At 60.4% G+C, this 25133-nt stretch carries 26 protein-coding genes; 21 read left to right on the top strand and 5 right to left on the bottom strand.

Annotated elements, in window-relative coordinates; genetic code table 11:
• Positions 1-62: 62 nt before the first annotated feature.
• The 4 genes from GH784_RS19370 to GH784_RS19355 all read right to left on the bottom strand — a co-directional run bounded on the left by GH784_RS19370 (position 63) and on the right by GH784_RS19355 (position 6450).
• Positions 63-992, bottom strand: coding sequence for a response regulator (locus tag GH784_RS19370; protein ID WP_013636721.1), 930 nt, complete (start codon positions 990-992; stop codon positions 63-65).
• Positions 989-4384, bottom strand: a complete 3396-nt coding sequence (locus GH784_RS19365; RefSeq protein ID WP_065658671.1) for a hybrid sensor histidine kinase/response regulator — start codon at positions 4382-4384, stop codon at positions 989-991. The genes GH784_RS19370 and GH784_RS19365 overlap by 4 nt, the downstream gene beginning before the upstream one ends.
• A 43-nt stretch (positions 4385-4427) precedes the next feature.
• The gene (locus GH784_RS19360) at positions 4428-5198 is read right to left on the bottom strand and encodes an SDR family oxidoreductase (RefSeq protein ID WP_065702616.1); all 771 of its coding nucleotides are present in this window, start codon (positions 5196-5198) and stop codon (positions 4428-4430) included.
• A gap of 217 nt (positions 5199-5415) precedes the next feature.
• A complete protein-coding gene (locus tag GH784_RS19355) occupies positions 5416-6450 on the bottom strand; it encodes a glutamine synthetase beta-grasp domain-containing protein (RefSeq protein WP_003510168.1) in 1035 nt (344 codons plus the stop codon).
• Positions 6451-6932: 482 nt separating this feature from the next.
• On the opposite strand from GH784_RS19355, the gene GH784_RS19350 reads away from it, so the two are divergent.
• From GH784_RS19350 to aidB, 21 genes are all read left to right on the top strand, one after another.
• Positions 6933-7139, top strand: a complete 207-nt coding sequence (locus tag GH784_RS19350; RefSeq protein ID WP_003513926.1) for a DUF2735 domain-containing protein — start codon at positions 6933-6935, stop codon at positions 7137-7139.
• Between the two features lie 343 nt (positions 7140-7482).
• Positions 7483-8772, top strand: a complete 1290-nt coding sequence (gene urtA / locus GH784_RS19345) for an urea ABC transporter substrate-binding protein (protein ID WP_003513924.1) — start codon at positions 7483-7485, stop codon at positions 8770-8772.
• Positions 8773-9056: 284 nt separating this feature from the next.
• Positions 9057-10670, top strand: coding sequence for an urea ABC transporter permease subunit UrtB (urtB, locus tag GH784_RS19340; protein WP_025594332.1), 1614 nt, complete (start codon positions 9057-9059; stop codon positions 10668-10670).
• Positions 10667-11845 carry an urea ABC transporter permease subunit UrtC gene (gene urtC, locus GH784_RS19335; protein WP_003513919.1) on the top strand — a complete coding sequence of 393 codons (1179 nt, stop codon included), beginning with the start codon at positions 10667-10669 and terminating at the stop codon, positions 11843-11845. Before urtB ends, urtC begins: the two co-directional genes overlap by 4 nt.
• A gap of 7 nt (positions 11846-11852) precedes the next feature.
• The gene (urtD, locus tag GH784_RS19330) at positions 11853-12614 is read left to right on the top strand and encodes an urea ABC transporter ATP-binding protein UrtD (RefSeq protein WP_003513917.1); all 762 of its coding nucleotides are present in this window, start codon (positions 11853-11855) and stop codon (positions 12612-12614) included.
• Positions 12615-12821: 207 nt separating this feature from the next.
• On the top strand, positions 12822-13517 hold the full coding sequence (urtE, locus tag GH784_RS19325; RefSeq protein WP_003513916.1) for an urea ABC transporter ATP-binding subunit UrtE: 696 nt from the start codon (positions 12822-12824) through the stop codon (positions 13515-13517).
• 255 nt (positions 13518-13772) lie between these two features.
• A complete protein-coding gene (locus GH784_RS19320; RefSeq protein ID WP_065702617.1) occupies positions 13773-15026 on the top strand; it encodes a CE1 family esterase in 1254 nt (417 codons plus the stop codon).
• Positions 14933-15784 carry an urease accessory protein UreD gene (locus GH784_RS19315; protein WP_003513912.1) on the top strand — a complete coding sequence of 284 codons (852 nt, stop codon included), beginning with the start codon at positions 14933-14935 and terminating at the stop codon, positions 15782-15784. Before GH784_RS19320 ends, GH784_RS19315 begins: the two co-directional genes overlap by 94 nt.
• A 109-nt stretch (positions 15785-15893) precedes the next feature.
• Positions 15894-16196, top strand: a complete 303-nt coding sequence (locus GH784_RS19310) for an urease subunit gamma (RefSeq protein WP_003513909.1) — start codon at positions 15894-15896, stop codon at positions 16194-16196.
• A gap of 10 nt (positions 16197-16206) precedes the next feature.
• A complete protein-coding gene (locus GH784_RS19305; protein WP_003513907.1) occupies positions 16207-16464 on the top strand; it encodes a DUF1272 domain-containing protein in 258 nt (85 codons plus the stop codon).
• Between the two features lie 20 nt (positions 16465-16484).
• Positions 16485-16790 carry an urease subunit beta gene (locus tag GH784_RS19300; protein ID WP_003491734.1) on the top strand — a complete coding sequence of 102 codons (306 nt, stop codon included), beginning with the start codon at positions 16485-16487 and terminating at the stop codon, positions 16788-16790.
• Between the two features lies 1 nt (position 16791).
• Positions 16792-17148: a GFA family protein gene (locus tag GH784_RS19295; RefSeq protein WP_038492016.1), complete on the top strand. Its 357-nt coding sequence runs from the start codon at positions 16792-16794 to the stop codon at positions 17146-17148.
• A 9-nt stretch (positions 17149-17157) separates the two neighbouring features.
• Positions 17158-17568 (top strand): lysozyme inhibitor LprI family protein, encoded by a 411-nt coding sequence (locus tag GH784_RS19290; RefSeq protein WP_003513903.1) that lies wholly within the window; start codon positions 17158-17160, stop codon positions 17566-17568.
• A 5-nt stretch (positions 17569-17573) separates the two neighbouring features.
• Complete coding sequence (locus GH784_RS19285; RefSeq protein WP_065702618.1) at positions 17574-18218, top strand: Urease operon accessory protein; 645 nt, start codon at positions 17574-17576, stop codon at positions 18216-18218.
• A gap of 4 nt (positions 18219-18222) precedes the next feature.
• Positions 18223-19932: an urease subunit alpha gene (gene ureC / locus GH784_RS19280; RefSeq protein ID WP_013636712.1), complete on the top strand. Its 1710-nt coding sequence runs from the start codon at positions 18223-18225 to the stop codon at positions 19930-19932.
• A gap of 9 nt (positions 19933-19941) precedes the next feature.
• Positions 19942-20610, top strand: a complete 669-nt coding sequence (locus GH784_RS19275; protein WP_065702619.1) for a TIGR02117 family protein — start codon at positions 19942-19944, stop codon at positions 20608-20610.
• Positions 20611-20778: 168 nt separating this feature from the next.
• Entirely contained in the window at positions 20779-21315 is a 537-nt protein-coding gene (locus GH784_RS19270; protein WP_013636710.1) for a peroxiredoxin, read from the top strand.
• Between the two features lie 150 nt (positions 21316-21465).
• Entirely contained in the window at positions 21466-21960 is a 495-nt protein-coding gene (gene ureE / locus GH784_RS19265) for an urease accessory protein UreE (RefSeq protein WP_038492924.1), read from the top strand.
• A 3-nt stretch (positions 21961-21963) separates the two neighbouring features.
• Positions 21964-22635 (top strand): urease accessory protein UreF, encoded by a 672-nt coding sequence (locus GH784_RS19260; RefSeq protein ID WP_065702620.1) that lies wholly within the window; start codon positions 21964-21966, stop codon positions 22633-22635.
• A 106-nt stretch (positions 22636-22741) separates the two neighbouring features.
• Positions 22742-23353, top strand: coding sequence for an urease accessory protein UreG (ureG, locus tag GH784_RS19255; RefSeq protein ID WP_003513889.1), 612 nt, complete (start codon positions 22742-22744; stop codon positions 23351-23353).
• 3 nt (positions 23354-23356) lie between these two features.
• Complete coding sequence (gene aidB / locus GH784_RS19250; RefSeq protein ID WP_065702621.1) at positions 23357-24181, top strand: AidB family quorum-quenching N-acyl homoserine lactonase; 825 nt, start codon at positions 23357-23359, stop codon at positions 24179-24181.
• A gap of 74 nt (positions 24182-24255) precedes the next feature.
• On the opposite strand, the gene GH784_RS19245 is transcribed toward aidB, so the two are convergent.
• Positions 24256-24945, bottom strand: a complete 690-nt coding sequence (locus GH784_RS19245) for a Crp/Fnr family transcriptional regulator (protein ID WP_019565122.1) — start codon at positions 24943-24945, stop codon at positions 24256-24258.
• Positions 24946-25133: the final 188 nt, after the last annotated feature.

Here is a 25133-nt window from a genome sequence, read left to right as displayed (position 1 = left end):
GATGCTCTACGCTTAAGCGGAAAATATATGTTTTTCCAACCGTATCACATTAGTTGCAGCCGTCACCCCTGATGCAAAATATGCGCGGCCTTGACGGCGGCGGAGGCGCGGTTTTCGACACCGAGTTTGACGTAAATCTGTTCCAGATGTTTGTTTACGGTTCTGGCGGAAAGGCCGAGAATATCGCCGATATCGCGGTTGGATTTGCCTTTGGCAATCCACAGCAGAACTTCCGATTCGCGCGTTGTCAGGGCAAAGTGGTCCTTCAGCAGGTGGTCGTCGGATTTCTCGTTGGCGGCTGTCAGACGGAAGAGATATTCGTCCGGTCCCATTGCGCCGAGGAAGGAGAGCTGCAAAGCGGGCCGCCCGGCCTCGGTGATCGTCAGCGGTGCATCGCGGGCGGAATCCACCGTTGTCCTGTCGGCCAGCCAGCCGGAAATATGTGCAACGACAATCTCCAGCCCATCATCACGGCCGGTGGCGGCGTTGACCAGCCGGGTTGCCTGTGGTGTGGACCAGTGGATCGCGCCGTTGGCGCGCACGGCAAGCAGGTGGCGTCCGGCGGCATCAAGCGCCACGCGGGCGCTCTGCGCCGAGCGGGCATTGGAGAGATGCACACGGATACGGGCGCGCAGCTCATCGATGTTGATCGGCTTGGTCAGATAGTCGACACCGCCGGATTCGAGCGCCCGCACCACATGTTCGGTTTCCGTCAGCCCGGTCATGAAGATGACAGGCACCTGGGCCACGGCGGCGTTGGCCTTCAGGCGGCGGCAGGTTTCGAAACCGTCCATGGCCGGCATGACCGCATCGAGCAGGATGATATCGGGCGTGATGCGTTCGGCAATGTTGAGCGCGGCCTGACCGGATGTGGCGATCAGCGCCGAAAAGCCTGACTGTTCCAGCGCATCGGTGAGGAACCCCAGCGCTTCCGGGCTGTCATCCACCAGCAATACAATGTCTCTCGGCAGTGCTGCGCCTTGCCCGCTCATGCCTTGCCGTCTCCCCTGTCGCTCTCTTCAAACCGCTTTAGAAAATGGGCGTAACCGGCCAGATCGAAGGCCTGCACATAGGTGCCAAGCTCTTGCGTGAAGGGCAGGTTGTTGGTGTTGCGGGCGAGATCTGCGAGTTTTGCCTCTATGCCGCGTATGTAGCCTATTTCGCCGAGCCTCTGCAAATCCTTGATATGAATTGCGCCGGGATGAACGATCTGCGCCGGCGGCTGGGGGATGGGTGCCGGGGGAAGGTCGGTATCGTAAATCCATTTCAGGCCGAGATGCACCGCAAGCCTGTCGCACAGGTGGCGGATATCGACCGGCTTGGCGATGGCGTCGTTGTGATTGTCTTCTCCAGCACCCGCTACGGTGCCGTCACCGATATTGGCCGAGAGCATGATGAGCGGAGCCGTCTGCCCTGCTTCACGCAACTTTGTCACAAGCTGCCAGCCGGACATTCCGGGCATGGAGATATCGATGAGAAAGAGGTCGGGCTGCACGCCTTCGATGAGTGTCAGGCATTCCGGTCCGCTCTGGGCGGTCAGCACCACGAAATCGAGCGGCGAAAGCACCTGCCGCATCAGCTCGCGGTGATCCTCGTTATCATCAACCACCACGATGGTGCGGCGTGGGCCGGAATAGGAGCGAATGGTTTTTTCCGGCGCAGGTGCGGTACTTGGCCGGTGCACGGCCGACAGCATGAGACGGACGCGGAAGGTGGAGCCGTTGTCCTTTTCGCTGGAGACGGAAATCTCGCCGCCCAGCGTGTTGGTCAGAAGCCTCGTGATGGTGAGGCCGAGGCCAAGGCCCGGCATGGGGCGCACGCTTTCGGCCTCGCCGCGCTGGAAAGGCTCGTAGATGCGGGCGAGGTCTTTTTCGGCAATGCCGCGCCCGGTATCCGACACCGTGAAGCTTGCCACCTGGCTGCGATAGGCGACATCGAAGGTGACGCTGCCCTCGTCGGTGAACTTGATGGCGTTGGAGAGCAGGTTGACGAGGATCTGGCGCAGACGCTTTTCATCCGTGCGGACATATTGCGGCAGGGAATGGGCGCGTTCATGCCGGAATTCCAGACCCTTGGCCTGCGCCTGCGGGCGGAACATATCGACGATCTGGTCGAGGAAATCCTGAATATTGATCTCGTTGGAATAGACCTGCAGGCGGCCAGCCTCGATCTTGGAAATATCCAGAAGCCCGTCGATCAGGCCGGAGAGATGGTCGGCGGAACGGCGAATGACCTTGATGGCCGATTGCCGCGGCGCGGGAATGGTCTCATCGCGTTCGAGGATCTGGGCGTAGCCCAAAACAGCGTTGAGCGGCGTGCGCAATTCGTGGCTGAGGCCGACCACGTAGCGGCTCTTGGCGCGGTTGGCGGCCTCAGCCGTTTCCTTGGCGTCCTGAAGGGCGGCGTCAGTCTTCTTGTGTGCGGCGATTTCCTTCAACAGCAGCGTGTTCTGGCGTGAGGATTCCTCTTCCGCAACCACCCGGCTGTCATGGGCAAGAACCAGAAACCAGCAGACGATGCCGGCAATGACGGCAAAGACGAAAAACACGATGAGGATGGTGCGGTTGACCACGTCAGCCGTTGCCGGCGAGGCGGTGCCGACCTGATGGGCGATGAGCGCCAATATGCCGCCAATGGCGGTGACGGCGATGGCCGCCGCCATGCCATAACGTCCGAGCCGTGTGGCGAGTTTTGCCACCAGTTGGTGGGGCAGGAAAGATTTTGCGACCGTCGCGACCTGATAGTTGAGCTTGGCCTTCGGCTTGCACATGTCATGGCAGCGGCTGTCCAGCGAGCAGCAGAGCGAACAGATCGGCGCCGCATAGGCTGGACACCATGCCATGTCTTCCGGCTCGAACGGGTGTTCGCAGATGGAGCAGGTGATGGCGCTTAGCTCGCGCCATTTCTGGCGCGGCTTGCGGGCCAGATAGAATTTGCCCTTCGTGCCCCACGCGATCAGCGGCGAGGCGATGAAGGCGACGATGAGGGTGAGATAGGGCGCAAGCGAGGCAGCGAGTGCGCCGAAGGTGCCGAAATGCGCCATCAGCGCAATGGTGGCCGAAAGCGCCATGGAGCCAACGCCGACGGGATTGATATCGTAGAGATGGGCGCGCTTGAACTCGATGCCCGGTGGGGCAAGGCCGAGCGGCTTGTTGATGAACAGATCGGCCGAGATGGTGCAGAGCCAGGCCATGGCGACGATGGAAAAAATGCCGAGCGTTTCTTCCAGCAGGCGATAGATGCCGAGTTCCATCAACAGCAGCGCGATCACCACGTTGAAGACCAGCCAGACCACGCGGCCGGGATGGCTGTGGGTGAGGCGGGAGAAGAAGTTGGACCAGGCGAGCGAGCCCGCATAGGCGTTCATGACGTTGATTTTCAGCTGCGAGACCACCACGAAGGCGACCATCAGCAGCATGGCCGCCGTATGGTTGGGGATCATGTAGCCGAAGGCGGTCAGGTACATCTGGGCCGGATCGGCGGCGCGGTCTACCGAGACGCCGGAACTGAAGGTCAAGACCACGAGGAAGGAACCGGCCAGCAGCTTCGGCACGCCGACGACGACCCAGCCAGCACCGGCCAGAAAGACCGCGATGCGATGGCGCAGGCGGCTCTGTCCCTCGGCGGGCAGGAAGCGCAGGAAATCCACCTGTTCGCCGATCTGCGACATCAGCGCGAGGATGACGGCAGACGCCGCGCCGAATTCCACCAGATTGAAATGGGCCACGGTGCCCGGCGGACCGGAGGCGTGATGAATGCCGGAAAAGGCCCGCCACAGATCGTATTTTTCCCAGTCCATCAAAGCGATGAAGATGAAGGGCAATACGTTCAGCACGATCCAGAAGGGCTGGGTGATGATCTGGAAACGGCTGATGAGGCGCACGCCGTGGGTGACGAGCGGAATGACCATGACGGCGGAGATGATGTAGCCGATCCACAGGGGAATGCCGAGCGCCAGCTCCAGCGCGCCGGACATGATCGACGCCTCGATGGCGAAGAGCATGAAGGTGAAGGCGGCGTAGATCAGCGAGGTGATGGTGGAGCCGATGTAACCGAAGCTCGCGCCGCGTGTCAGGAGGTCGATATCGACGCCGTGGCGGATGGCGTAACGGCTGATCGGCAGGCCGACGGCAAGCATGGCAATGGCCGCGACGATGATGGCGTAAAAGGCGTTGGTGGTGCCGTATGACAGCGTGATCGCGCCGCCGATGGCTTCCAGTGCCAGAAAGGAAATAGCGCCGATGGCGGTGTGGGAGATGCGGTTGGACGAAAATTGCCGGGCGCTTTTGGCGGTGAAGCGCAGCGCATAATCTTCCAGCGTCTGGTTGGCGACCCAGCGGTTATATTCGCGCCTGACGGGGATGATGCGTTGCCGTGCGGCCATGCCTAGGATCCAGCCCCTTCCCGCAAAAGGTGTTTTGCCATTCTCACAGCCGCACCGACATGCCGCCATCCACCGTCAGCACATGGCCGTTGACGAAGGAGGAGGCGTCGCTGGCCAGAAACAGGGCGGCACCGGCGATTTCATCCGGCCTGCCCCAGCGTTCAAGCGGCACGCGCAGCTTGGCAAAGGCGACCATGTCAGGGTTTTCGGCAAGGGCCGCATTGGTTTCCGTGGCGAACATGCCGGGTGCAATGGCGTTGCTGGTGATGCCGCGCGCGCCATATTCGACAGCGATTGCGCGCATCAGCCCGGTTAGCCCCTGCTTGGCAACGGGATAGATCGCATCGCCCGGCCTGACGATGTGGCCGAGAATGGAGGTGATGGTGATGATGCGGCCGTAACCGTTGGTGTTCATGGCTTGCGCGGCGTCTCGCGACAGCGAGACGGAGGAGGTGAGGTCGGTGCGGATAAGCTCCAGCACGTCCTCGTCGCTGAATTCGGAAAGCGGGCGGCGGTCGCGTGCGCCAACATTGTTAACGAGGATATCGAGATGGCCGAATTCGTCCATGATGCGGTGGACGAGGGCAGTTCCGGCGGCGGTGTCGGCAATGTCGAAAGCGGCATAATCGGCTTTTCCGCCGGCTTGCCGAAGTGTGCCTGCTGCCTCTTCCAGCGCCTCGGCGTTACGGCCGGTCAGCCACACGTGGGCGCCAGCCTCGGCAAAGGCCCTGGCGATTTCGAAACCGAGACCGCGGCCGCTGCCGGTGATGATGGCGATGCGGTTTTCGAGAGAGAATTTTTTGAGAATGCCCATCGCTCACCTTCTTGCTTTAGAGCATCGGACCGAAAACCGTGTCGCGGTTCGGAAAAGCCGATGCGGTTGGTCAAAGCCACGCAACGTCTTCGAGTTTGCGCATAGGCAAGAATATTCCACGCAGGGCAGAGGGCGAAAGGTCGCCTGTCTGGTCCGGCCGTTCGGTGGACATAAAAATGGCGTCGCCCGGTTGCGGGCGACGCCATGTCTTGGGTTATCAGGCAGCAGCCGACTTTGCGAGCGGCACTTCTGCAATCGTCTTCAGAACGACGGAAGCGATCTGGTAAGGGCAGCCCTGCGAGTTCGGACGACGGTCTTCGAGGTAACCACGGTAACCGTTGTTGACGAAGGAGTGCGGAACGCGGATCGAGGCGCCACGGTCGGCAACGCCGTAGGAGAACTTGTTCCACGGAGCGGTTTCGTGCTTGCCGGTCAGGCGCAGGTGGTTGTCCGGACCGTAAACGTCGATGTGCTCCTGCCAGTTCTTGGCGAAAGCGGCCATGAGGGCTTCGAAATACTCCTTGCCGCCAACTTCACGCATGAACTTGGTGGAGAAGTTGCAATGCATGCCCGAACCGTTCCAGTCGGTATCGCCGAGCGGCTTGCAATGGAATTCGACGTCGATGCCGTACTGTTCGCAAAGACGCAGCAGCAGGTAACGGGCGATCCAGATCTGGTCGGCGGCGCGCTTGGAGCCCTTGCCGAATACCTGGAATTCCCACTGACCCTTGGCCACTTCGGCATTGATGCCTTCGTGGTTGATGCCGGCTTCGAGGCAGAGGTCTAGATGTTCTTCAACGATTTCGCGGGCAACCGAGCCGACGTTCTTGAAGCCGACGCCGGTGTAATACGGACCCTGCGGAGCCGGGTAACCCTGCTCGGGGAAGCCGAGCGGGCGGCCGTCCTGGTAGAAGAAATATTCCTGTTCGAAGCCGAACCATGCGTCCTCGTCGTCGAGGATGGTCGCGCGGCTGTTCGATGCATGCGGGGTGACGCCGTCAGGCATCATGACTTCGCACATGACCAGCACGCCGTTGGTGCGGGCCGGATCGGGGTAGATCGCGACGGGCTTCAGAACGCAATCCGAAGAGTGGCCTTCGGCCTGCTGCGTGGACGAGCCATCAAAACCCCAAAGCGGCAGCTGCTCGAGCGTCGGGAATTCATCGAATTCCTTGACCTGTGTCTTGCCGCGCAGGTTGGGGACCGGCTTATAACCGTCAAGCCAGATGTACTCGAGTTTGAACTTAGTCATTACGAACCTCTCATAGGTAACAATGCGAAGCCTTGAGGCTTGCCGTGGCTTTCGCCACCGGAAGCAACATTCGCGTTCAAGGGCTGGCCATATAGATGCATGCCGCGTGCCAGATTGGCGATGTTTTGCGAATTCTTCGAAAAATCTTTCAGGCATGCTCAGGGCCGAGGGGGCCGATATGGCCATTAACCGCTCATGCTGCACTGCGGCAGGTAAATCGAACCCTAATGTTTCGTCAGTGATTCCTAACAGATAGCGGGTGGCATCGCTCAAAATGCCCTGTTGCGGTGCAATGTTTTCGATTGCGAACGACGGATCGGCATTTGCCCCAAAAACCGGCGCTTCCGGAATGGTTTTTCTTGCTGAATGACCATTTAATGCCTATATTTTTCGCAACGTGATTTTTTTTTAATCAAATGGAGCTAAACCAGAGCTAACGGGTTTGCTTCACAACCAAAGTGCTTCGATGCAAACAAAGTGAGATGTTCGATATGGCAACTGGCTTTCATCGTGAAACGGCAACGATCTTTCAATTTCCGGTCGGCGGACGCGCGGGGCTCTCAAAGTTCCGTAACATCGGGCTGAGCGATCTGGAGCGCGAGGCACGTCAGCCGCATGTCGATTTCGGCTCCTGGTATCATGACGATGCGATCCGTGACGAAGAGCGGGACGACAAGCCGCACGCCTGATGTGAAGCGTCGCTGATCGTTTCTTCTCCCCTGCCGGGGAGAAGATGGCGCGAAGCGCCGGATGAAGGGACGACTTCTCAGTCTGTCTCCGACCTCGCACCCTCGACCCGCTGCCGCTCGAGTCTTCCCTGCCGGAGAAGAAGCATGTTGAAACGCCAGGTTTCACATCGGTTGCCCCGGCCAGGATTTCCCTCTCCCCAACACCCCCTGCAGCTTTCGCCACCCCGCCTACGTCAATTGACGTATACGGTTTCTCGCCCGCGAGATCGATAGTCCCTTCCAGCAGCGGTCAACGATGCCGCTGAAGCCCCATGAGGGCTAAACAAGGAGAGGGGTTCTTCCGATGACATTCCGCAAGACGCTTAGCGCCGCGCTGCTCGGCGCAATCATGTCCACCACCGCCTTCCATGGCGCATTTGCCGCCGACGATACGATCAAGGTAGGCGTGCTGCATTCTCTTTCCGGCACCATGGCGATTTCAGAGACGACGCTGAAGGACGCCATGCTGATGCTCATCGACGAGCAGAACAAGAAGGGCGGCGTTCTCGGCAAGAAGCTCGAAGCCGTCGTGGTCGACCCGGCCTCCGACTGGCCGCTGTTTGCCGAAAAGGCCCGCCAGCTGATTTCGCAGGACAAGGTCGCCGCCGTTTTCGGTTGCTGGACATCTTCGTCGCGCAAATCCGTGCTGCCGGTTTTCGAAGAGCTGAATTCCCTGCTGTTCTACCCGGTGCAGTATGAGGGTGAAGAATCCTCCCGCAACATCGTCTACACGGGTGCAGCGCCCAACCAGCAGGCCATTCCGGCCGTCGATTATCTCGCCAAGACCGAAGGCGTCGAGCGCTGGGTTCTGGCAGGTACCGACTATGTCTACCCGCAGACCACAAACAAGATCCTGAAGGCCTACCTGATGTCGAAAGGCGTCAAGGAAGAGGACATCATGATCAACTACACCCCGTTCGGCCAGTCCGACTGGCAGACGATCGTGTCCGACATCAAGAAGTTCGGCTCGGCCGGCAAGAAGACCGCCGTTGTCTCCACCATCAATGGTGACGCCAACGTGCCCTTCTACAAGGAGCTTGCGAACCAGGGCATCAAGGCCGAGGACATTCCGGTCGTCGCCTTCTCGGTCGGTGAAGAAGAGCTTGCCGGTCTCGATACCGCGCCGCTGGTCGGCCACCTTGCCGCCTGGAACTACTTCCAGTCTGTCGATACCGAGGTCAACGCCGAATTCATCAAAACCTGGCATGCGTTTACCAAGAACGACAAGCGCGTGACGAACGACCCGATGGAAGCCGCCTATATCGGTTTCAACGCCTGGGTTAAGGCCGTCGAAACCGCAGGTACGACCGATACGGACGCAGTTCTTGACAGCATCATCGGCGTTTCCGTGCCGAACCTTTCTGGCGGTTACTCCACCGTCATGCCGAACCACCACATCACCAAGCCGGTGCTGATCGGTGAAATCCAGGCCGATGGGCAGTTCGAAATCGTGCAGCAGACGCCACAGGTCGTGGGTGACGAATGGTCGGATTACCTGCCTGACTCGAAGGATCTGATTTCGGATTGGCGCAAGCCGATGTCCTGCGGCAACTTCAACGTTGCAACCGGCAAGTGCGGCGGCAAGGGCAGCTGATAAGGAAACGAACGCCGCCCCTCTTTGGAGGGGCGGATTGTTTACAAACTGAGCCAGAATTACCCCCCTCTGTCCTGCCGGACATCTCCCCCTCAAGGGGGGAGATCGGCAAGATGCTCTCCCGCCATTTCATCCTTGAACGTCGAGATGGACGGGACCTTGCCACGGGTCGATCTCACCCCTTGAGGGGGAGATGCCCGGCAGGGCAGAGGGGGGGTGAAGCCGCATATTCAGGTCGTGCCACACGCAACCGCAGAGTCGCAAACCGCTCCAAGGAACCCGACATGACGATCCGATCTTTTCTCGGAGCCATCTTCCTCTGGCTCACCCTGGGGATCGCCGCCCAGTCCCTCGCGCAGAGCGATCCGAAGGCGCTGATCGACCAGCTCGGCACGGCTGACTTCAAGCAGGCCGAAACATTGATCGGCCAGATTGCTGCCACCGGCGACGCGCGGGTGGTGCCGGCGCTTGAGGCTTTTGCATCAGGCGATCTTTACGTGCGCAAGGCCGACAATCTGGTGTTCATGACCAAGCCGTCGGGTTCCAATTTCACACTCATCGATCCGCTGACCGGCGAAAGTGCTGGCGAAGCCCCGAAGGCGGCGGTTACCAAGATCAGGGTCAACAACAATCTGCGTCGCGTCATCCGCGCCGCGATGGGCGGCCTGACGTTGCTCAGTCCGGAACGCTCGGTGCGGCTTTCCGCCGCCGATGCGGTTCTGAAAGCCCCCAGTGCCGAAAATCTGGAATTGCTGGAAGCGGCCATATCCAAGGAAACCGACAAAGAGGTGCGGACGCGGATGGAGGAGGCGCGGGCTGTCTCGCTGCTTTCCTCCGACCGCCCCCTTGAGGTGAAGAAAGAAGCGATCGCCACCATCAAGGCGCTTGGCGGGCGCGATGCGATCAGCATTCTGATGGCGGCGACGCCCACGGTTGATCCGAGCCTGAAGCCGGATGTGGACGAGGCGATTTCGAGCATCGAGAGTTCCCTTGCCTTCTGGGATTACGCACAGAATGTCTGGTACGGCCTGTCGCTCGGCTCGGTGCTGCTGCTCGCCGCCATCGGTCTTGCCATCACCTTCGGCGTCATGGGCATCATCAATATGGCGCATGGCGAGATGGTGATGATCGGCGCTTACTCCACCTTCATGGTGCAGGAGTTGATCCGCAGCCATTTCCCCGGCCTGTTCGACTGGTCACTGGCGATTGCCCTGCCGGCCGCCTTTCTGGTCACAGCCTGCGTCGGCCTCATCATGGAGCGCGGCGTCATCCGCTATCTCTACGGGCGACCGCTGGAAACGCTGCTCGCCACCTGGGGTATCTCGCTGATCCTGCAACAGGGCGTGCGTTCCATCTTCGGCCCGACCAACCGTGAGGTCGGCAGCCCGAGCTGGATGTCCGGCTCGTTCAGCGTCGGTTACCTCAATTTCACCTGGAACCGGGTGTGGATCGTCTGTTTCTCGCTTTCCGTCTTCTTCGCGCTGCTGGTGCTTTTGAAGCGCTCCGCCTTCGGCTTGCAGATGCGCGCTGTGACCCAGAACCGCCGCATGGCCTCTTCCATGGGCATCCGCACGCCCTGGGTGGATGCCTTCACCTTCGCGCTCGGTTCCGGCGTTGCCGGCCTTGCCGGGGTAGCGCTGTCGCAGATCGACAATGTCTCGCCCAATCTCGGCCAGAGCTACATCATCGACAGTTTCATGGTGGTGGTATTCGGCGGGGTCGGCAATCTCTGGGGAACGCTCGTGGGTGCGCTGTCGCTCGGCGTGCTCAACAAGTTCCTTGAGCCGACGGTGGGCGCCGTGCTCGGCAAGATCCTCGTGCTCGTTCTCATCATCCTGTTCATCCAGAAGCGGCCGCGTGGTCTCTTCGCACTCAAGGGAAGGGCGATCGAAGCATGATTACCGGCTTCCTCCTGCGCGCGCTCGATCGCCGCATTTCCATCGCCATCGGCATCATCCTGGCCATCGCCGTGCTGGTGCCCGCCTCCAATCTGCTGTTGCCGGCTGACAGCGCGTTCCGCATCCCGACCTACATCATGTCGATGCTCGGCAAATATCTGGCCTATGCGCTGCTGGCGCTGGCGCTTGATCTGGTCTGGGGATATTGCGGCATTCTCTCGCTCGGCCACGCCGCCTTCTTCGCGCTCGGCGGTTATGCCATGGGCATGTATCTGATGCGGCAGATCGGCACGCGCGGTGTTTACGGCCATCCCGTGCTGCCTGACTTCATGGTGTTCCTCAACTGGAAGGAACTGCCGTGGTTCTGGCATGGCTTCGACATGTTCTGGTTTGCAGCACTGATGGTGCTGGTGGTGCCCGGCCTGCTCGCCTTCGTGTTCGGCTGGTTCGCCTTCCGCTCGCGCGTCAACGGCGTTTACCTCTCCATCATCACGCAGGCTATGACCTACGCCCTGCTGCTTGCCTTCTTCCGCAACGACATGGGTTTCGGCGGCAATAATGGTCTCACCGATTTCAAGGATATTCTCGGCTTTTCCGTGCAGGCGGATGGCACCCGTGCCGTGCTGTTTGCGATGACGGCCGTGATGCTGGCGCTTTCGCTGCTGATTGCATCTGGCATCGTCAATTCCAAATTCGGCAAGGTGCTGGTGGGCGTGCGCGATGCCGAAAGCCGGGTGCGCTTCCTCGGTTTCCGGGTGGAAAACATCAAGCTCTTTACCTTCGTCGTCTCGGCCATGATGGCGGGCATTGCCGGTGCGCTGTTCGTGCCGCAGGTGGGCATCATCAATCCCGGCGAATTCTCCCCCGCCAACTCCATCGAGGTGGTGGTTTGGACCGCAGTCGGCGGGCGCGGCACGCTGATCGGGCCGATCATCGGCGCGCTGCTGGTCAATGGCGGCAAGAGCTATTTCACTGGCGCTTTCCCCGAATTCTGGCTGTTTGCGCTGGGTGGGCTGTTCATCGCGGTGACGCTGTTCTTCCCCAAGGGCATCGTTGGCACCGTGCAGCATTATCTGGTCGGCCGGCGCGAAAAGCGTGTTGCGCGGGCGGCAAGTGCGGCCGGACAACCGGGCAATGACAGTGCTGCAACAGCGGCGCAACAGGCGGCGGAGTGAGGCTGATATGAACACGGTTTCCGAAAACAGAACCAAAAGCCTGCTTTATCTCGACGGTGTTTCCGTTTCCTTCGACGGGTTCAGGGCGCTGAATTCCCTGTCCTTCGTGGTGGAGCCGGGCGAGCTGCGGGCCATCATCGGTCCGAATGGCGCCGGCAAGACGACGATGATGGATATCATCACCGGCAAGACCCGGCCGGATACGGGCACGGTGCTGTTCGAAGACAGCATCGACCTCACGAAAAAGGACGAGGCGGACATTGCCCAGCTGGGCATCGGGCGTAAATTCCAGAAGCCAACGGTGTTTGAAAGCCATACCGTCTGGGACAATCTGGAACTGGCGTTGAACCGCAAACGCGGCGTCTTCGCCACGCTGTTCTACAGGCTGACAGCGGAGGACAAGGCGCGTATCGAGGAAATCCTCGCCACCGTGCGTCTCAGCCACCGCCGCGGCGATCTCGCGGCCAACCTCTCGCACGGCCAGAAACAGTGGCTGGAAATCGGCATGCTGCTCGCGCAGGAGCCGAAGCTGCTTCTGGTGGACGAGCCGGTGGCGGGCATGACGGATGCGGAGACGGCGGAAACTGCCGTACTCCTGAAGGAAATCGCCAAGACCCGCTCGGTCGTGGTGGTGGAGCACGACATGGGCTTCATCCGCGAGCTGGGCGTGAAGGTGACGTGTCTTGCCGAGGGCTCGGTGCTGGCCGAAGGGTCGATCGATTTTGTGTCCAGCGATCCGAAGGTGATCGAGAATTATCTGGGGCGGTGATGGAAGCGTCTGCGGCTTCACCCCCCTCTGCCCTGCCGGGCATCTCCCCCACAAGGGGGGAGATCGGCAAGCGGCTAACACCCTGCCCCAAGACCAGTAGGCGATGGGACGAGCGGGAACGGCATCTGATTTCCCTCCGTGTGGGGGAGATGCCCGGCAGGGCAGAGGGGGTAGCGCCGCCCACCAAAGCATCAATGGAGTTGCACCATGCTGAACGTCGAAAACATCAACCTCCACTATGGCGCAGCCCAAGCCCTGCGGGGCGTGTCTCTGAAAGCGGAGATGGGCAAGATCACCTGTGTTCTCGGCCGAAACGGCGTAGGCAAAAGCTCGTTGTTGCGCGCGGTCACCGGCCAGCATGCCATCAGTGGCGGGTCGATCAGCTTTGAAGGGGCAGCACTGGATGGGCTGGCACCTTACCACCGGGCCAAGCGCGGTGTCGGCTACGTGCCACAGGGGCGTGAAATCTTTCCGCTGCTCAGCGTGCAGGAAAACCTTGAAAGCGGTTATGCGCCGCTCCCGCGCAAGGAGCGTTTCATTCCCGACGATATTTTCAGCCTGTTTCCTGTGCTGCAATCCATGCTGGGCAGACGCGGCGGCGACCTGTCCGGTGGCCAGCAGCAGCAGCTCGCCATCGGCCGGGCGCTGGTGACGAGGCCGAAAATCCTCGTTCTCGATGAGCCGACCGAAGGCATTCAGCCGTCGATCATCAAGGATATTGGCCGCGCAATCAAATATCTCAGGGATTCAACCGGTATGGCGATCCTGCTGGTCGAGCAATATCTGGATTTCTGCCGTGAGCTTGCCGACTATGTCTACATCATGGACCGGGGCGAAATTGTGCATGAGGGGCTTGCCGAAACGCTGGATACGCCCGAGGCGCGTCGCCATCTGACAGTATAAATCGAGACTAGAAGCCACGCACGCCGATCACGGTGTGCAAACGGCCGATTAATATTTTGAAAGTCTATGCGTGTCTGCATGGCTTTTATGCGCAATTTTAGCATTTCATTGAATAAACGCCTGTGATATTGGCAGCGAAAATGCTGCATGCGAGACACAGACGAAGTCTATTCGCACGCCGCGACAGTTGATCCCTTACATTCCACGCGCGTCCGACGTATCGTCGGGGAAACCGTGCCCAATAAAGGCGTGTCAATGCATCAAGACTTTGCCCTTGGCCGGGCTGCCCGGCTGTTCCGCTCCGCCCGTACCCTGTTTCTGGGTCTTGCGATCTGCGCGAGCGCGAGTGTCGCAGCGTCGGCCTCGACCTGCGGTCAGCTTGCTCAACCCGGCGTGGAACCGGGCAGGCATGATTTTTCCATTCTTTCCAGTGGTCAGAAACGCGAAGGCGTTTATTTCGTTCCATCCGCCTATGACGGAAAAAAACCGGTGCCTGTGGTGTTCGATTTCCACGGCTCCAACAGCAATCCGCACGGACAGCTGAACCGCAGCGGCTGGGACAAGCTTGCCGAGCGCGACGGCCTGATGGTGGTGGCGCTGGCGGGCAGCCTCAATGGCGAATTGCCCGGCACCCATGCCTGGAATGTTCCTGGTGTTACCACCCGTCCCGACGGGCTGGATGAGGTGAGCTTCATTCGCGATGCAATTGCCATGGTGAAAGGCAAGTTCTGCGTGGATGAGGAGCGCTTTTACGGTTCCGGGTATTCCGGCGGCGGGCGCATGCTGTCGCAATTCATCTGCAATGGCAGCGCGGATTTCACCGCTGCCGGCTTCGTTGCATCGTTGCGCGCGGGTTATCCGCTGGAGACCGAGGGCAAATGGGGACCGGATGCGGCAAGCTGCAAGCCGGCGCGGCCGATGTCGATCATCGCCTTTGCGGGTCTGAAGGATCCGGCCAATCCCTATCAGGGTGGTGGCAAGTCCTACTGGCAATATGGCGGCGAGACGGCGCTGAAACGCTGGGCGGAAATGGACGGCTGCAAGGGCGGCGCGAAAACCAGACCGGGCGAGAGCTTCACCGTTAATTCCTATGACGTCTGCAAGGGCGGGGCACGTATCCAGTCCTATGTCATTGACAATTGGGACCATGCCTGGCCGCGCGCCACCATGAAGGCGGAAGTGCTGGCAGCGTCGGCGGTCCTTACCCGCAAGCCGGGTGGCGAGCAGACGCCGAAGGCGGAACCTGCCGTGGAGCGCAAGATGCCCACAGGCGAAGTGACGCGCACGGTTGATGCGGCGGAAAGAATGTGGGATTTCTTCCGCAACACGGAAGGACAGATGGTAGTGGATGCCGTCGTCAAAAAAGATTGCGGCGCCAAGGCCGGGTCCGCTTCCGCAACCGTTTCGGAGACCGCGTGCAGCCAGAACAGCAAGCCATCCGCCCTTCCGGTCTCGAAGACGGCGAACCTGCCCGGCAGCAGCGCGCCCGTGGCAGAGGACGCATTGTAACCAAGGCTGTCGAAGGTCGCAGCCGGCTGGACCAATTGTTCCAGGAAGGTTGCGCCAAGATCCGCCTGCCGGATACGTTTTCCAACGAGATTGAGGCCATCCTCATCAACTCCTCCGGCGGATTGACCGGCGGAGATGAAATGGAATGGCAGGCTGTTGCCGGAGCCGGCACCTCGCTGGTGGTGACGACGCAGGCCTGCGAGAAGGTCTACAAGGCATCCTCCGGAACCGCCACCGTCACCGCCCGCGTTTCCGCAGGGCCGGGCGCCCGGTTGCACTGGCTGCCGCAGGAAACCATTCTTTTCGACCGGGCGTCGCTGACCCGCAGGCTGGAAGCCGATCTCGACGCAACCTCCGAATTCATCGCCGTCGAAGCCGTGCTGCTCGGGCGTCAGGCCATGGGCGAAGCGATGCAGCATGGCCTGTTCCGGGATCGCTGGCGCATTCGCCATGGCGGCCGGCTGGTACATGCCGAAGAGCTGCTGCTTGCGGGAGAAGTGGCGGAGCTGACTGCAAAACCGGCGGTGCTTGCCGGGCAGGTGGCCTTTGCCACGCTTCTTTATATCGGGCCTCTGGCCGAGGCGCTTTTGCCTAAAATCCGGGCTATTGCCGGGGAAAGCGGCGGCGCCAGCGAGTGGCAGGGCAAGCTTGTCGTGCGCGTGTCCGCCGCGGACGGCTTCTCCCTTAGAAAAATACTTTTTCCGATCATTTCGCTCTTGCGAAACGGCGCGCCAGTGCCGAAAGTCTGGAATCTGTAAAGCTCCGGATCGCCCGCGACATGCGACCTTCCGGGGTCTGTCAAACAAGTCGGATCAGCCCCCGAAACACTGTGTTTTGCGGGACAGGTGCGAAAGCTGCGGGACGACGATGAACCTTACTCCGAGAGAAAAAGACAAGCTGCTGATTTCCATGGCCGCCATGGTGGCGCGCCGCCGGCTGGAGCGTGGCGTGAAGCTGAATTACCCGGAAGCGATTGCGCTGATTACCGATTTCGTTGTCGAGGGCGCCCGCGATGGTCGCGCGGTGGCCGACCTGATGGAAGCCGGCGCGCATGTCATTTCCCGCGATCAGGTTATGGAAGGCATCGCCGACATGATCCATGATGTGCAGGTGGAAGCAACATTTCCCGACGGCACCAAGCTTGTGACCGTTCACGAACCGATACGCTGAGGGGGACGATATGGCGCTGGAGCTTCGGCCCAATTGCGAATGCTGCGACCGTGATCTTGCCCCCGACAGCCGGGTTGCGATGATCTGCTCGTTCGAATGCACCTTTTGCGCCGATTGCGCGACCGATGTGCTCAAAGGCGCCTGCCCGAATTGCGGCGGCGAGCTGGTTCGCAGGCCCATCCGCCCGGCGGCCAAACTCGTCAACAATCCGGCATCGACGACACGGGTGCTGAAGGCTGAAGGCTGCGCGGCAGCCACCGCTGCTTGAGAGAGACAAAGGGGAGCACCATGAAACCAGGCGAAATCATTGCCGCAGAGGGCACCATCGAACTCAATGCCGGCCAGCCAACGGTGACGATCGAGGTGGCCAATACCGGCGACCGGCCGGTGCAGGTGGGCAGCCACTACCATTTCTTTGAGACCAATGCGGGTCTTGTCTTCGACCGCGACAAGGTGCGCGGCATGCGTCTCGACATTCCGGCTGGTACTGCGGTTCGTTTTGAACCCGGCCAGAAACGGGAAGTGACGCTGGTGCCGCTTTCCGGCAAGCGTGAGGTTTACGGGTTTCGTCAACAGATCATGGGGAGGTTATGAGATGGCGACGGCACATTATCACGGAAGTTGCCAGTGCGGCGACGTGAGCTTCGAGGTCGATGCCGATCTCGACCACACGGTTGTGTGCAATTGCTCGCGCTGCAAGCGCTTGGGCTCGACGCTTGCCTTTGCGCCGCGCGAAAAATTCACCCTGCTTTCCGGCGACGACAAGCTGACGGAATATCTCTTCAACAAGCACAAGATCCATCATCTGTTCTGCGCCACCTGCGGCATTGAGAGTTTTGCCTATGCCGATGGGCCGGATGGGACGCCGATGGTGGCGGTGAATACCAATTGCCTTGATGGTGTCGATCCGCGTGCGCTGAAGCCGCAGGCTTTCGATGGCGCGGCTGCCTGAGTGATGGCCATGACTTTGAAAAAATTCTGTTTCGGTGCGGCTGTCCTGCTGTCTCTTGCGGCGTCTTCCGCATTTGCCGATGACGCGCCCGATTGCACCTCGCCGCAAACGCAGGCCGATATGACAATCTGCGCCGGCAAGGATTACGAAAAGGCCGACAAGCAGTTGAACGCCGCCTACCAGAAGGTCCGCAAGCAGCTTGCGGAGCGTGACAAGACGGCAGACGAGAGCGGCAAGGGTGCCGTGGATGCATTGGTTGCCGCCCAGCGTGCCTGGGTGGCGTTTCGCGATGCCAATTGTGATGCCTTCGGGTTTCAGGCGCGTGGCGGCACGATGGAGCCGATGCTGGTTTCCTCATGCCTGGCCGATATGAGCAACAAGCGCGCTGATGAATTGCGCCAGTTGTCCGAAGGTTTCTGAACGGTATGGGGCGGCGGATCATGATTGTCGGAAACGGAGAAATGCCGCAGGGCGTGGCTGATCTCATCGACCTTTCCGACATTGTCATCCGCTTCAACGATTGCCGTTCGCTGGGCGCTGGCGGCAGCCGCACGGATGTGGTGGCCGTTTGTAACACCGGCCGGCCTGGCCGCGAGATGAGCGCAGGGGCCGCGTGGCGCGACAATGAGGGGGTGCAGCAGGCTTCCGCTATCTGGTCGGTGCGCGATCCCGCGAAATTTTCGCAGATGGAGCCGGATATCCGCGCTCGCTGGCCCGAACTGACCGATTTTTGTGCCGATTATACCGCCGGTTTCGCAGCATTAGCCGAAGAGACCGGCAAGAGCCACCTCGTCATTCCGCGCGGGGTGCATGAGCGGCTTGATCACGCATTGCAGGTCTATGCGCCGGCCCCTTACGTCTGCCCGAGCACCGGGCTTTTGGCCATCGCCCATGTTCTGGAGACCGTGAGCGGCGGTGATGACGAGGTGGCGATTGCGGGCTTTGGTCATCACGGCTGGAACGGGCATCCGTTTGCCGCCGAAAAACAGCTTGTAGATGCCCTCACACACGAGGGCCGGCTGACACGAATTTCTCCCATATCGATTTTCTCCGCGTCCGAAGGAGCCTGAACCCATGCCTTACAAGATTTCCCGCGCCGCCTATGCCGGCATGTTCGGCCCGACCGTCGGCGACAAGGTGCGTCTTGCCGATACCGAACTCTTCATCGAGATCGAGAAGGACTACACGACCTATGGCGAGGAAGTGAAATTCGGCGGTGGCAAGGTCATTCGCGACGGCATGGGCCAGAGCCAGGCGACGCGGGCCGAGGGCGCTGTCGATACCGTCATCACCAACGTCGTCATCGTCGACCATAGCGGCATCTACAAAGCGGATGTGGGCCTGAAGAACGGGCGCATCCACGCCATCGGCAAGGCGGGCAACCCCGATACGCAGCCGGGCGTGACAATCATTGTCGGCCCTTCGACAGAGGCGATTGCCGGCGAAGGCAAGATTCTGACTGCCGGTGGCATGGATGCACATATCCACTTCATCTGCCCGCAGCAGATCGAAGAAGCGCTGATGAGCGGCGTTACCTGCATGCTGGGCGGCGGTTCCGGCCCCGCGCATGGCACGCTTGCCACCACCTGCACCGGCGCGTGGCACATCGAGCGGATGATCGAGAGCTTCGATGCTTTCCCGATGAACCTCGCATTGGCGGGCAAGGGCAATGCTTCGTTGCCCGCGCCGCTGGAAGAGATGATCCTTGCCGGTGCCTCATCGCTGAAGTTGCACGAGGACTGGGGCACGACGCCCGCCGCCATCGACAATTGCCTGACGGTGGCTGACGAATATGACGTGCAGGTGATGATCCACACCGATACGCTGAACGAGAGCGGTTTCGTGGAGGACACGGTTGCCGCCATCAAGGGCCGCACCATCCATGCCTTCCACACCGAAGGGGCAGGCGGTGGCCATGCGCCTGATATCATCAAGGTCTGCGGCAATCCGAACGTCATCCCGTCTTCCACCAACCCGACGCGGCCCTACACCATCAATACACTGGCCGAACATCTGGATATGCTGATGGTGTGCCACCATCTGTCGTCGTCCATCCCTGAGGATATCGCGTTCGCCGAAAGCCGCATCCGCAAGGAAACCATCGCGGCGGAGGATATTCTCCACGATATCGGCGCGTTCTCGATCATTTCCTCCGACAGCCAGGCCATGGGCCGTGTCGGTGAAGTGGCGATCCGCACCTGGCAGACAGCTGACAAGATGAAGCGCCAGCGCGGCCGCCTGAAGGAAGAGACCGGCGAAAACGACAATTTCCGCGTCCGCCGTTACATCGCCAAATATACCATCAACCCGGCCATCGCGCAGGGCGTCAGCCATGAGATCGGCTCTATCGAAGTCGGCAAGCGTGCCGATCTGGTATTGTGGAACCCGGCATTCTTCGGCGTGAAGCCGGAAATGGTGTTGCTCGGCGGTTCCATCGCCGCGGCACCGATGGGCGATCCGAATGCCTCCATTCCCACGCCGCAGCCGATGCATTACCGCCCGATGTTTGCCGCCTATGGCAAGCTGCGCACCAATTCCTCGGTTACATTTGTCAGTCAGGCGTCGCTGGATGCCGGCCTTGCAGGGCGTCTTGGTGTTGCCAAGAAGCTGATGGCGGTGAAGAACGTGCGCGGCGGCATTTCCAAGGCCTCGATGATCCACAATTCGCTGACCCCGCATATCGAGGTTGACCCGGAAACGTATGAGGTGCGCGCCGATGGCGAGCTTCTGACCTGTGAACCGGCGACGGTGCTGCCGATGGCGCAGCGTTATTTCCTGTTTTAACGGCGTTTCGTGGTGAGATTTATCACAAGGTGGATCGGCGGTGGCCTGCTGCTGATCATCCTGCTTCTTGTGCTCGGCACCGTCGTGCCGCGACCCTTTTTTGCCGATGAAACAAGCGGCGTGAGTGATCGCGCGATATTGCTGTTATCCAATCCGATCCATACCGATATCGCCCTGCCTGTTGATGACGATCTGCGGCGGGCCTTTTCCGAATTGCAGGAGGGCGGTATCGCGGTCAACCATCCGGCTGCTGCCTATCTGGTGTTCGGCTGGGGTGGCCGGTCGTTTTACATACAGACGCCGACATGGGCCGACCTGAAGCCGATGCCGGTCGTGCGCTCTCTGACACTCGACCAGTCGGTGATGCATGTGGATGTGACTGGGGATTTTCCCGCCGACTTTGCCGGGGTGAAGCGCCTTCGCATTTCCGAAGCGGGATATCAGCGACTTGTGGCGGGCGTTCGTGCGAGCTTCCTGCGGGACAATGGCAAAGTTCAGCTTATACCCGGTGCTTCCTACAGCCTGACGGATGGATTTTTCGAGGCGAATGGCTGGTTCAATGCGCTGGCCGGCTGCAACACGTGGTCTGCCGCCATGCTGCGGCAAGCCGGCATTCGCACCGGCTGGTGGACACCGTTGCCGCCACTGTTGCGCTGGTCGGTAGCGCTGCACAATTGATCTTACCGCGGTGCGACGTTTCGTTGATTTGACGTCTGGTAATCCGATTTTTATGCTGCACCGCAGCGCATCTTGCGCTAAAGAAACGGCAAAAGAATTCCGTGCGGATCGGTCCCAAGCGATCCGTGCAAAACGCCAGAAAATTGAAGACAGATCAGGAGACAAGACATGCTCGGCAAAAAAGTGCCCGCCGTTACCTTCCGCACGCGTGTTCGCGACGAGGCCGTTGGTGGCCCCAACCCTTTCCGTTGGCAGGACATGACCTCCGACGATTACTTCAAGGGCAAAAAGGTCGTTCTCTTCTCGTTGCCCGGCGCTTTCACGCCGACTTGCTCGACCTACCAGCTTCCCGATTTCGAAAAGCTCGCGGGCGAATTCCGCGCGCTCGGCGTCGATGAAATCTATTGCCTGTCGGTCAACGACGCCTTCGTGATGAATGCCTGGGCAAAGGGCCAGAACCTCGAAAACGTCAAGGTCATTCCTGACGGTTCGGGCGAGTTCACCCGCAAGATGGGCATGCTGGTCGCCAAGGACAATCTCGGTTTCGGCATGCGCTCCTGGCGTTACGCCGCCGTCATCAATGACGGTCTGGTGGAGCAGTGGTTCGAGGAAGAGGGCTATTGCGATAATAGCGATACCGACCCTTACGGCGTTTCCTCGCCGCAGAACATTCTGGAAAACCTGAAAAGCCGCGCTGCGGCCTGATTGCGGTTTGCTTTTTTTGACAAGGCCCGGCAGCGATGCCGGGCTTTTTCGTTTTCCGAGACGCGTTCGACCTGAAAACACGCCTTGAAATCGGCCGGGCTATCCGTCAACAATCGGAACCCCAAGACTGTTTCTGAAATGGATCATCCCATGCTGCGCGTCACGTCCTATCACCCCGCCGGAACTCCAGCCGACGAACCTTCCGGTTATGTCACTCTCGCGCATGACCAGCGACATCTGCGCCGCAAACTTCTGCATTTGCAGAATGACGAGATGGTGATGTTGGATTTGAAGGAAGCTGTACTGTTTGCCCATGGCGACCTGCTGGTGGTGGAGAACGGTGATCTGGTGGAGGTTCGCGCTGCGGACGAAAAGCTGTTCGAAATCAAGGCGAAGGACCGTCTTCACCTGATCGAGCTTGCCTGGCATCTGGGCAACCGGCACCTTTCGGCGCAGATCGAGGAGGAGCGTATTCTCATCCTGCGTGACCACGTGATCCGCGCCATGCTGGAAGGTCTTGGCGCAACAGTGCGTGATGTGGAAGAACCTTTCCAGCCGGCGCGCGGTGCTTACCACGCCCATGGCGGCCATTCCCACGGTCACGGGCACGGGCATGACCATGGTCACCATCACGACCATGGCTGAAACATGAGCGAAGATCGCGGCGTTGCCGCGCTGCTGCGGCTCATGGCCTGGATGTCGCCGGCCTTTCCTGTCGGCGGCTTTTCCTATTCTGGCGGCCTTGAAAAGGCGGTGGAGGACCGGCGCGTCAGTGATGCCGCCGGCCTTTACGGCTGGGTGGAGGTGCTTCTGCGTTCCGGCAGTCTGTGGAACGATGCGGTATTTCTGGCTGATGCCTGGCGTAATCGAAAGGACGCCGTCGCCCTGAGCGAAGCGGCGGATCTGGCTCGCGCGCTCGCCGGTTCTGCGGAGCGCTACCGCGAGACGGTGCTCCTCGGCGATGCCTTCGTTGCCGCCGCCGGCGCCTGGCCGCACGCGGTTCTTGAGCTGTTGCCGAAAGAGGTTCCTTATCCTGTTGCCATAGGTGCGGTGGCGGCAGGGCATGGCGTGCCGCTTCGGGAAACGGTTGCCGCATTCCTGCATGCCGGTGTCTCGCAGATCGTCTCCGCCGGTATCCGCCTCGGCGTCGCGGGGCAGAAGGATGGCGTTGCCATTCTCGCCGAAAGCGAGGCGTCGATCGGCGAAATGGCGGCACGGGCCGTGCAATCCACGCTCAACGATCTCGGCAGCGCCACTGTTATCGCCGACACCGCGACCATGCGGCACGAGATGCAGGGAACGCGGCTTTTCCGCTCCTGAATATCTCGCCGCGATGCAGCATTGCCGCCCTTGAAGCGGTCGTGCGAAGCGTTATGGTGGGACAACATCAAAGCATATTGAAGGGAACATGGTTGTGACATCGGGCATGAAATCGGGCAACGGTCCACTGCGCGTCGGCATTGGCGGGCCGGTCGGTTCCGGCAAGACCGCGCTGACGGAAAAGCTTTGCAAGGCGATGAGCGCCGATTACTCCGTCGCCGTCGTTACCAACGATATCTACACCAAGGAGGATGCGGAAGCGCTGGTGCGCATGCAGGCGCTGCCGTCCGAGCGTATCGTTGGAGTGGAGACGGGCGGATGTCCGCATACCGCCATCCGTGAGGATGCGACGATCAATCTGCAGGCGATTGCCGGTCTCAATGCGCGCTTTCCCGATCTCGATGTTGTCTTCATCGAATCCGGTGGCGACAATCTTGCGGCGACTTTCTCGCCCGATCTTGCCGATATCACCATCTATGTGATCTCCGTCTGTCAGGGCGAGGAAATTCCGCGCAAGGGCGGGCCGGGCATCACCCGCTCGGACCTGCTGGTCATCAACAAGAAAGACCTTGCCCCTTACGTCGGCGCTGATCTGATGGTGATGGACAGTGACGCCACCCGCATGCGCAATGCCATGCCTTTCGTCTTTACCGACATGAAGCGCGGCGAGGGTGTCGATCGCATCGTCGGTTTCCTGAAAGAGCAGGGCGGTCTCTGAGATATGACCACGCCCCTCCGTTTTGGTTCCTGTGACGTTTCCCGCTTTGTCGATGGTGTCTACAAGGCGCCTGTCGGCCACCTCATCCACCGGCAGGGCGCGGATGCGCTGGCGGCGGCGCTTGCCGGGCATGAGGGCGAAACGGTGGATATGGACGTCAACTGTTTTGTGCTGTCAGGGCCTGATGGTATTTCGCTGATAGACACCGGTTGCGGCACGGCCTGGGGGCCGACCTACGGCCATGCCCGTGCGGGGATGATTGCCGCTGGGATCCAGCCTGATGATGTCAGCCGTGTTATCCTCACCCATATTCACGGCGACCATGCGCTGGGACTTATCGAAGGCGACCAGCCTTATTTTCCCAATGCGGACATATGGGTGCCCGAGGCCGATCTTGCCTTTTTCACCAGCGAGGATGCACGCAAGAGATTGCCGCCTGCGAGGCAGGGCGCCTTCGATATTGCCGACCGGCTGCTCGACATTTGTGGTGCCATGCTGCGGCCAATCCCCACGGGCAGGATTGCCGAGGGTATGGAGGCCATCGCCATGCCCGGCCATACGCCTGGCCATACCGGCTATCTCATCGGTAACGGCGATGACCGGCTGTTATTGTGGGGCGATGTGCTGCATGTGAGCGCGTTGCAGGCGGACGATCCGGGTATCGGTTTCGTCTATGATATCGATTCCGAAACTGCCTATTCGACACGTCTCGATGCGCTGACCCAGGTTGCCGATCACGGCTGGCTGGTTTCCGGCGGCCATCTTGGCGGGTTTTTCCGCGTCGAGCGAGAGGGCGATCGCTTCCGCTTCGTGCCGCAGCCGGTCTGATGTCCTGCTCGACAAAAGATTAGAGGACGGGATACCCGTAGGCGTCCCGTCCTCTTCCTCTCCCCGGTACTTCTTCAAATCTGTTTCAGCGCCGCGACATCATTGACCTGCACGATGCGGCCGCGAACGGTGACGCCCGCCTTTTTCAGTGCGGAGAAAGCGCGCGACAGCGCTTCCGGCGCAAGGCCGAGCTTGCCGGCGAGCAGGCTTTTCTGGAACGGCAGACGCAGCGAAAAGGACGTAGCGTCGCGCGGCCCCTGATTGATCAGGTAATGGGCAACGCGTTGCGGCGCGGTTTGCAGCCGGTCGTTGGCAATGCAATCCATGGTGCCGAGCAGGCTGTTGGAGAGGCAGCGCATCACGGCCTTGGCGATTGCCGGTTCCTGATCCACAAGGCTGCGGATTCTTGCCAGTTCGAAACGCGCCACGGTGCAGCTTTCCGCCGCCTGCGCGCTGTAACGATAGCTGTCGCTGCCGAAGATCAGGCATTCGTTGAAGGTATCGCCCGGACCGCTGACACGCACATCCGCCTCGCGCCCGTGCCTGTCCAGCCGGTAAAGGCGGACATAGCCCGACAGTACACAGTAGAAATATTGCGCTGCCTCGCCCTCCTTGAAGAGTACATGGCGGGCATTGAGATTGGTGACGGTTGCCGCCTCCATCAGTTTCAACGCCGCCGCTTCATCCGCAATCCCTATCAGGGGCACGCGCAGCAGAATGTTCCTGTCCCTGTTGCTCAGCTTTACGGTCTTGTTCACGTCCATCCGGCTCCCGCTCAAACCTTTTGCCGGGTTGTCCGAAGCGATACGAAACCGGGGATGTTCCTTTTCCCTCACGCCTATCTGAAAAGAGCTCATCGCATTATCCTTCGACCGGCAATTCCCGATGCGAGGGAGATTAGCAGTTCACCTGAAAAGCGAATTGATTTCGATCAAATGGGTTTGGCGTTGTT

The sequence above is a fragment of the Agrobacterium tumefaciens genome (genome assembly GCF_009649785.1).
GTDB lineage: Bacteria > Pseudomonadota > Alphaproteobacteria > Rhizobiales > Rhizobiaceae > Agrobacterium > Agrobacterium tumefaciens.
Note: the sequence above shows the minus strand (reverse complement) of the source record. Positions and strands in the feature narration are given on the sequence as shown.

Coding starts and splice junctions, on each gene's coding strand:
- urtC (WP_003513919.1), top strand. CDS start 10,667: ATGATTACCGGCTTCCTCCTGCGCGCGCTCGATCGCCGCATTTCCATC.
- urtD (WP_003513917.1), top strand. CDS start 11,853: ATGAACACGGTTTCCGAAAACAGAACCAAAAGCCTGCTTTATCTCGAC.
- urtE (WP_003513916.1), top strand. CDS start 12,822: ATGCTGAACGTCGAAAACATCAACCTCCACTATGGCGCAGCCCAAGCC.
- GH784_RS19320 (WP_065702617.1), top strand. CDS start 13,773: ATGCATCAAGACTTTGCCCTTGGCCGGGCTGCCCGGCTGTTCCGCTCC.
- GH784_RS19300 (WP_003491734.1), top strand. CDS start 16,485: ATGAAACCAGGCGAAATCATTGCCGCAGAGGGCACCATCGAACTCAAT.
- GH784_RS19285 (WP_065702618.1), top strand. CDS start 17,574: ATGGGGCGGCGGATCATGATTGTCGGAAACGGAGAAATGCCGCAGGGC.
- GH784_RS19305 (WP_003513907.1), top strand. CDS start 16,207: ATGGCGCTGGAGCTTCGGCCCAATTGCGAATGCTGCGACCGTGATCTT.
- GH784_RS19260 (WP_065702620.1), top strand. CDS start 21,964: ATGAGCGAAGATCGCGGCGTTGCCGCGCTGCTGCGGCTCATGGCCTGG.
- aidB (WP_065702621.1), top strand. CDS start 23,357: ATGACCACGCCCCTCCGTTTTGGTTCCTGTGACGTTTCCCGCTTTGTC.
- GH784_RS19290 (WP_003513903.1), top strand. CDS start 17,158: ATGACTTTGAAAAAATTCTGTTTCGGTGCGGCTGTCCTGCTGTCTCTT.
- ureC (WP_013636712.1), top strand. CDS start 18,223: ATGCCTTACAAGATTTCCCGCGCCGCCTATGCCGGCATGTTCGGCCCG.
- ureE (WP_038492924.1), top strand. CDS start 21,466: ATGCTGCGCGTCACGTCCTATCACCCCGCCGGAACTCCAGCCGACGAA.
- urtA (WP_003513924.1), top strand. CDS start 7,483: ATGACATTCCGCAAGACGCTTAGCGCCGCGCTGCTCGGCGCAATCATG.
- GH784_RS19270 (WP_013636710.1), top strand. CDS start 20,779: ATGCTCGGCAAAAAAGTGCCCGCCGTTACCTTCCGCACGCGTGTTCGC.
- GH784_RS19245 (WP_019565122.1), bottom strand. CDS start 24,945: ATGGACGTGAACAAGACCGTAAAGCTGAGCAACAGGGACAGGAACATT.
- ureG (WP_003513889.1), top strand. CDS start 22,742: ATGAAATCGGGCAACGGTCCACTGCGCGTCGGCATTGGCGGGCCGGTC.
- GH784_RS19370 (WP_013636721.1), bottom strand. CDS start 992: ATGAGCGGGCAAGGCGCAGCACTGCCGAGAGACATTGTATTGCTGGTG.
- GH784_RS19310 (WP_003513909.1), top strand. CDS start 15,894: ATGAACCTTACTCCGAGAGAAAAAGACAAGCTGCTGATTTCCATGGCC.
- urtB (WP_025594332.1), top strand. CDS start 9,057: ATGACGATCCGATCTTTTCTCGGAGCCATCTTCCTCTGGCTCACCCTG.
- GH784_RS19295 (WP_038492016.1), top strand. CDS start 16,792: ATGGCGACGGCACATTATCACGGAAGTTGCCAGTGCGGCGACGTGAGC.
- GH784_RS19355 (WP_003510168.1), bottom strand. CDS start 6,450: ATGACTAAGTTCAAACTCGAGTACATCTGGCTTGACGGTTATAAGCCG.
- GH784_RS19350 (WP_003513926.1), top strand. CDS start 6,933: ATGTTCGATATGGCAACTGGCTTTCATCGTGAAACGGCAACGATCTTT.
- GH784_RS19365 (WP_065658671.1), bottom strand. CDS start 4,384: ATGGCCGCACGGCAACGCATCATCCCCGTCAGGCGCGAATATAACCGC.
- GH784_RS19360 (WP_065702616.1), bottom strand. CDS start 5,198: ATGGGCATTCTCAAAAAATTCTCTCTCGAAAACCGCATCGCCATCATC.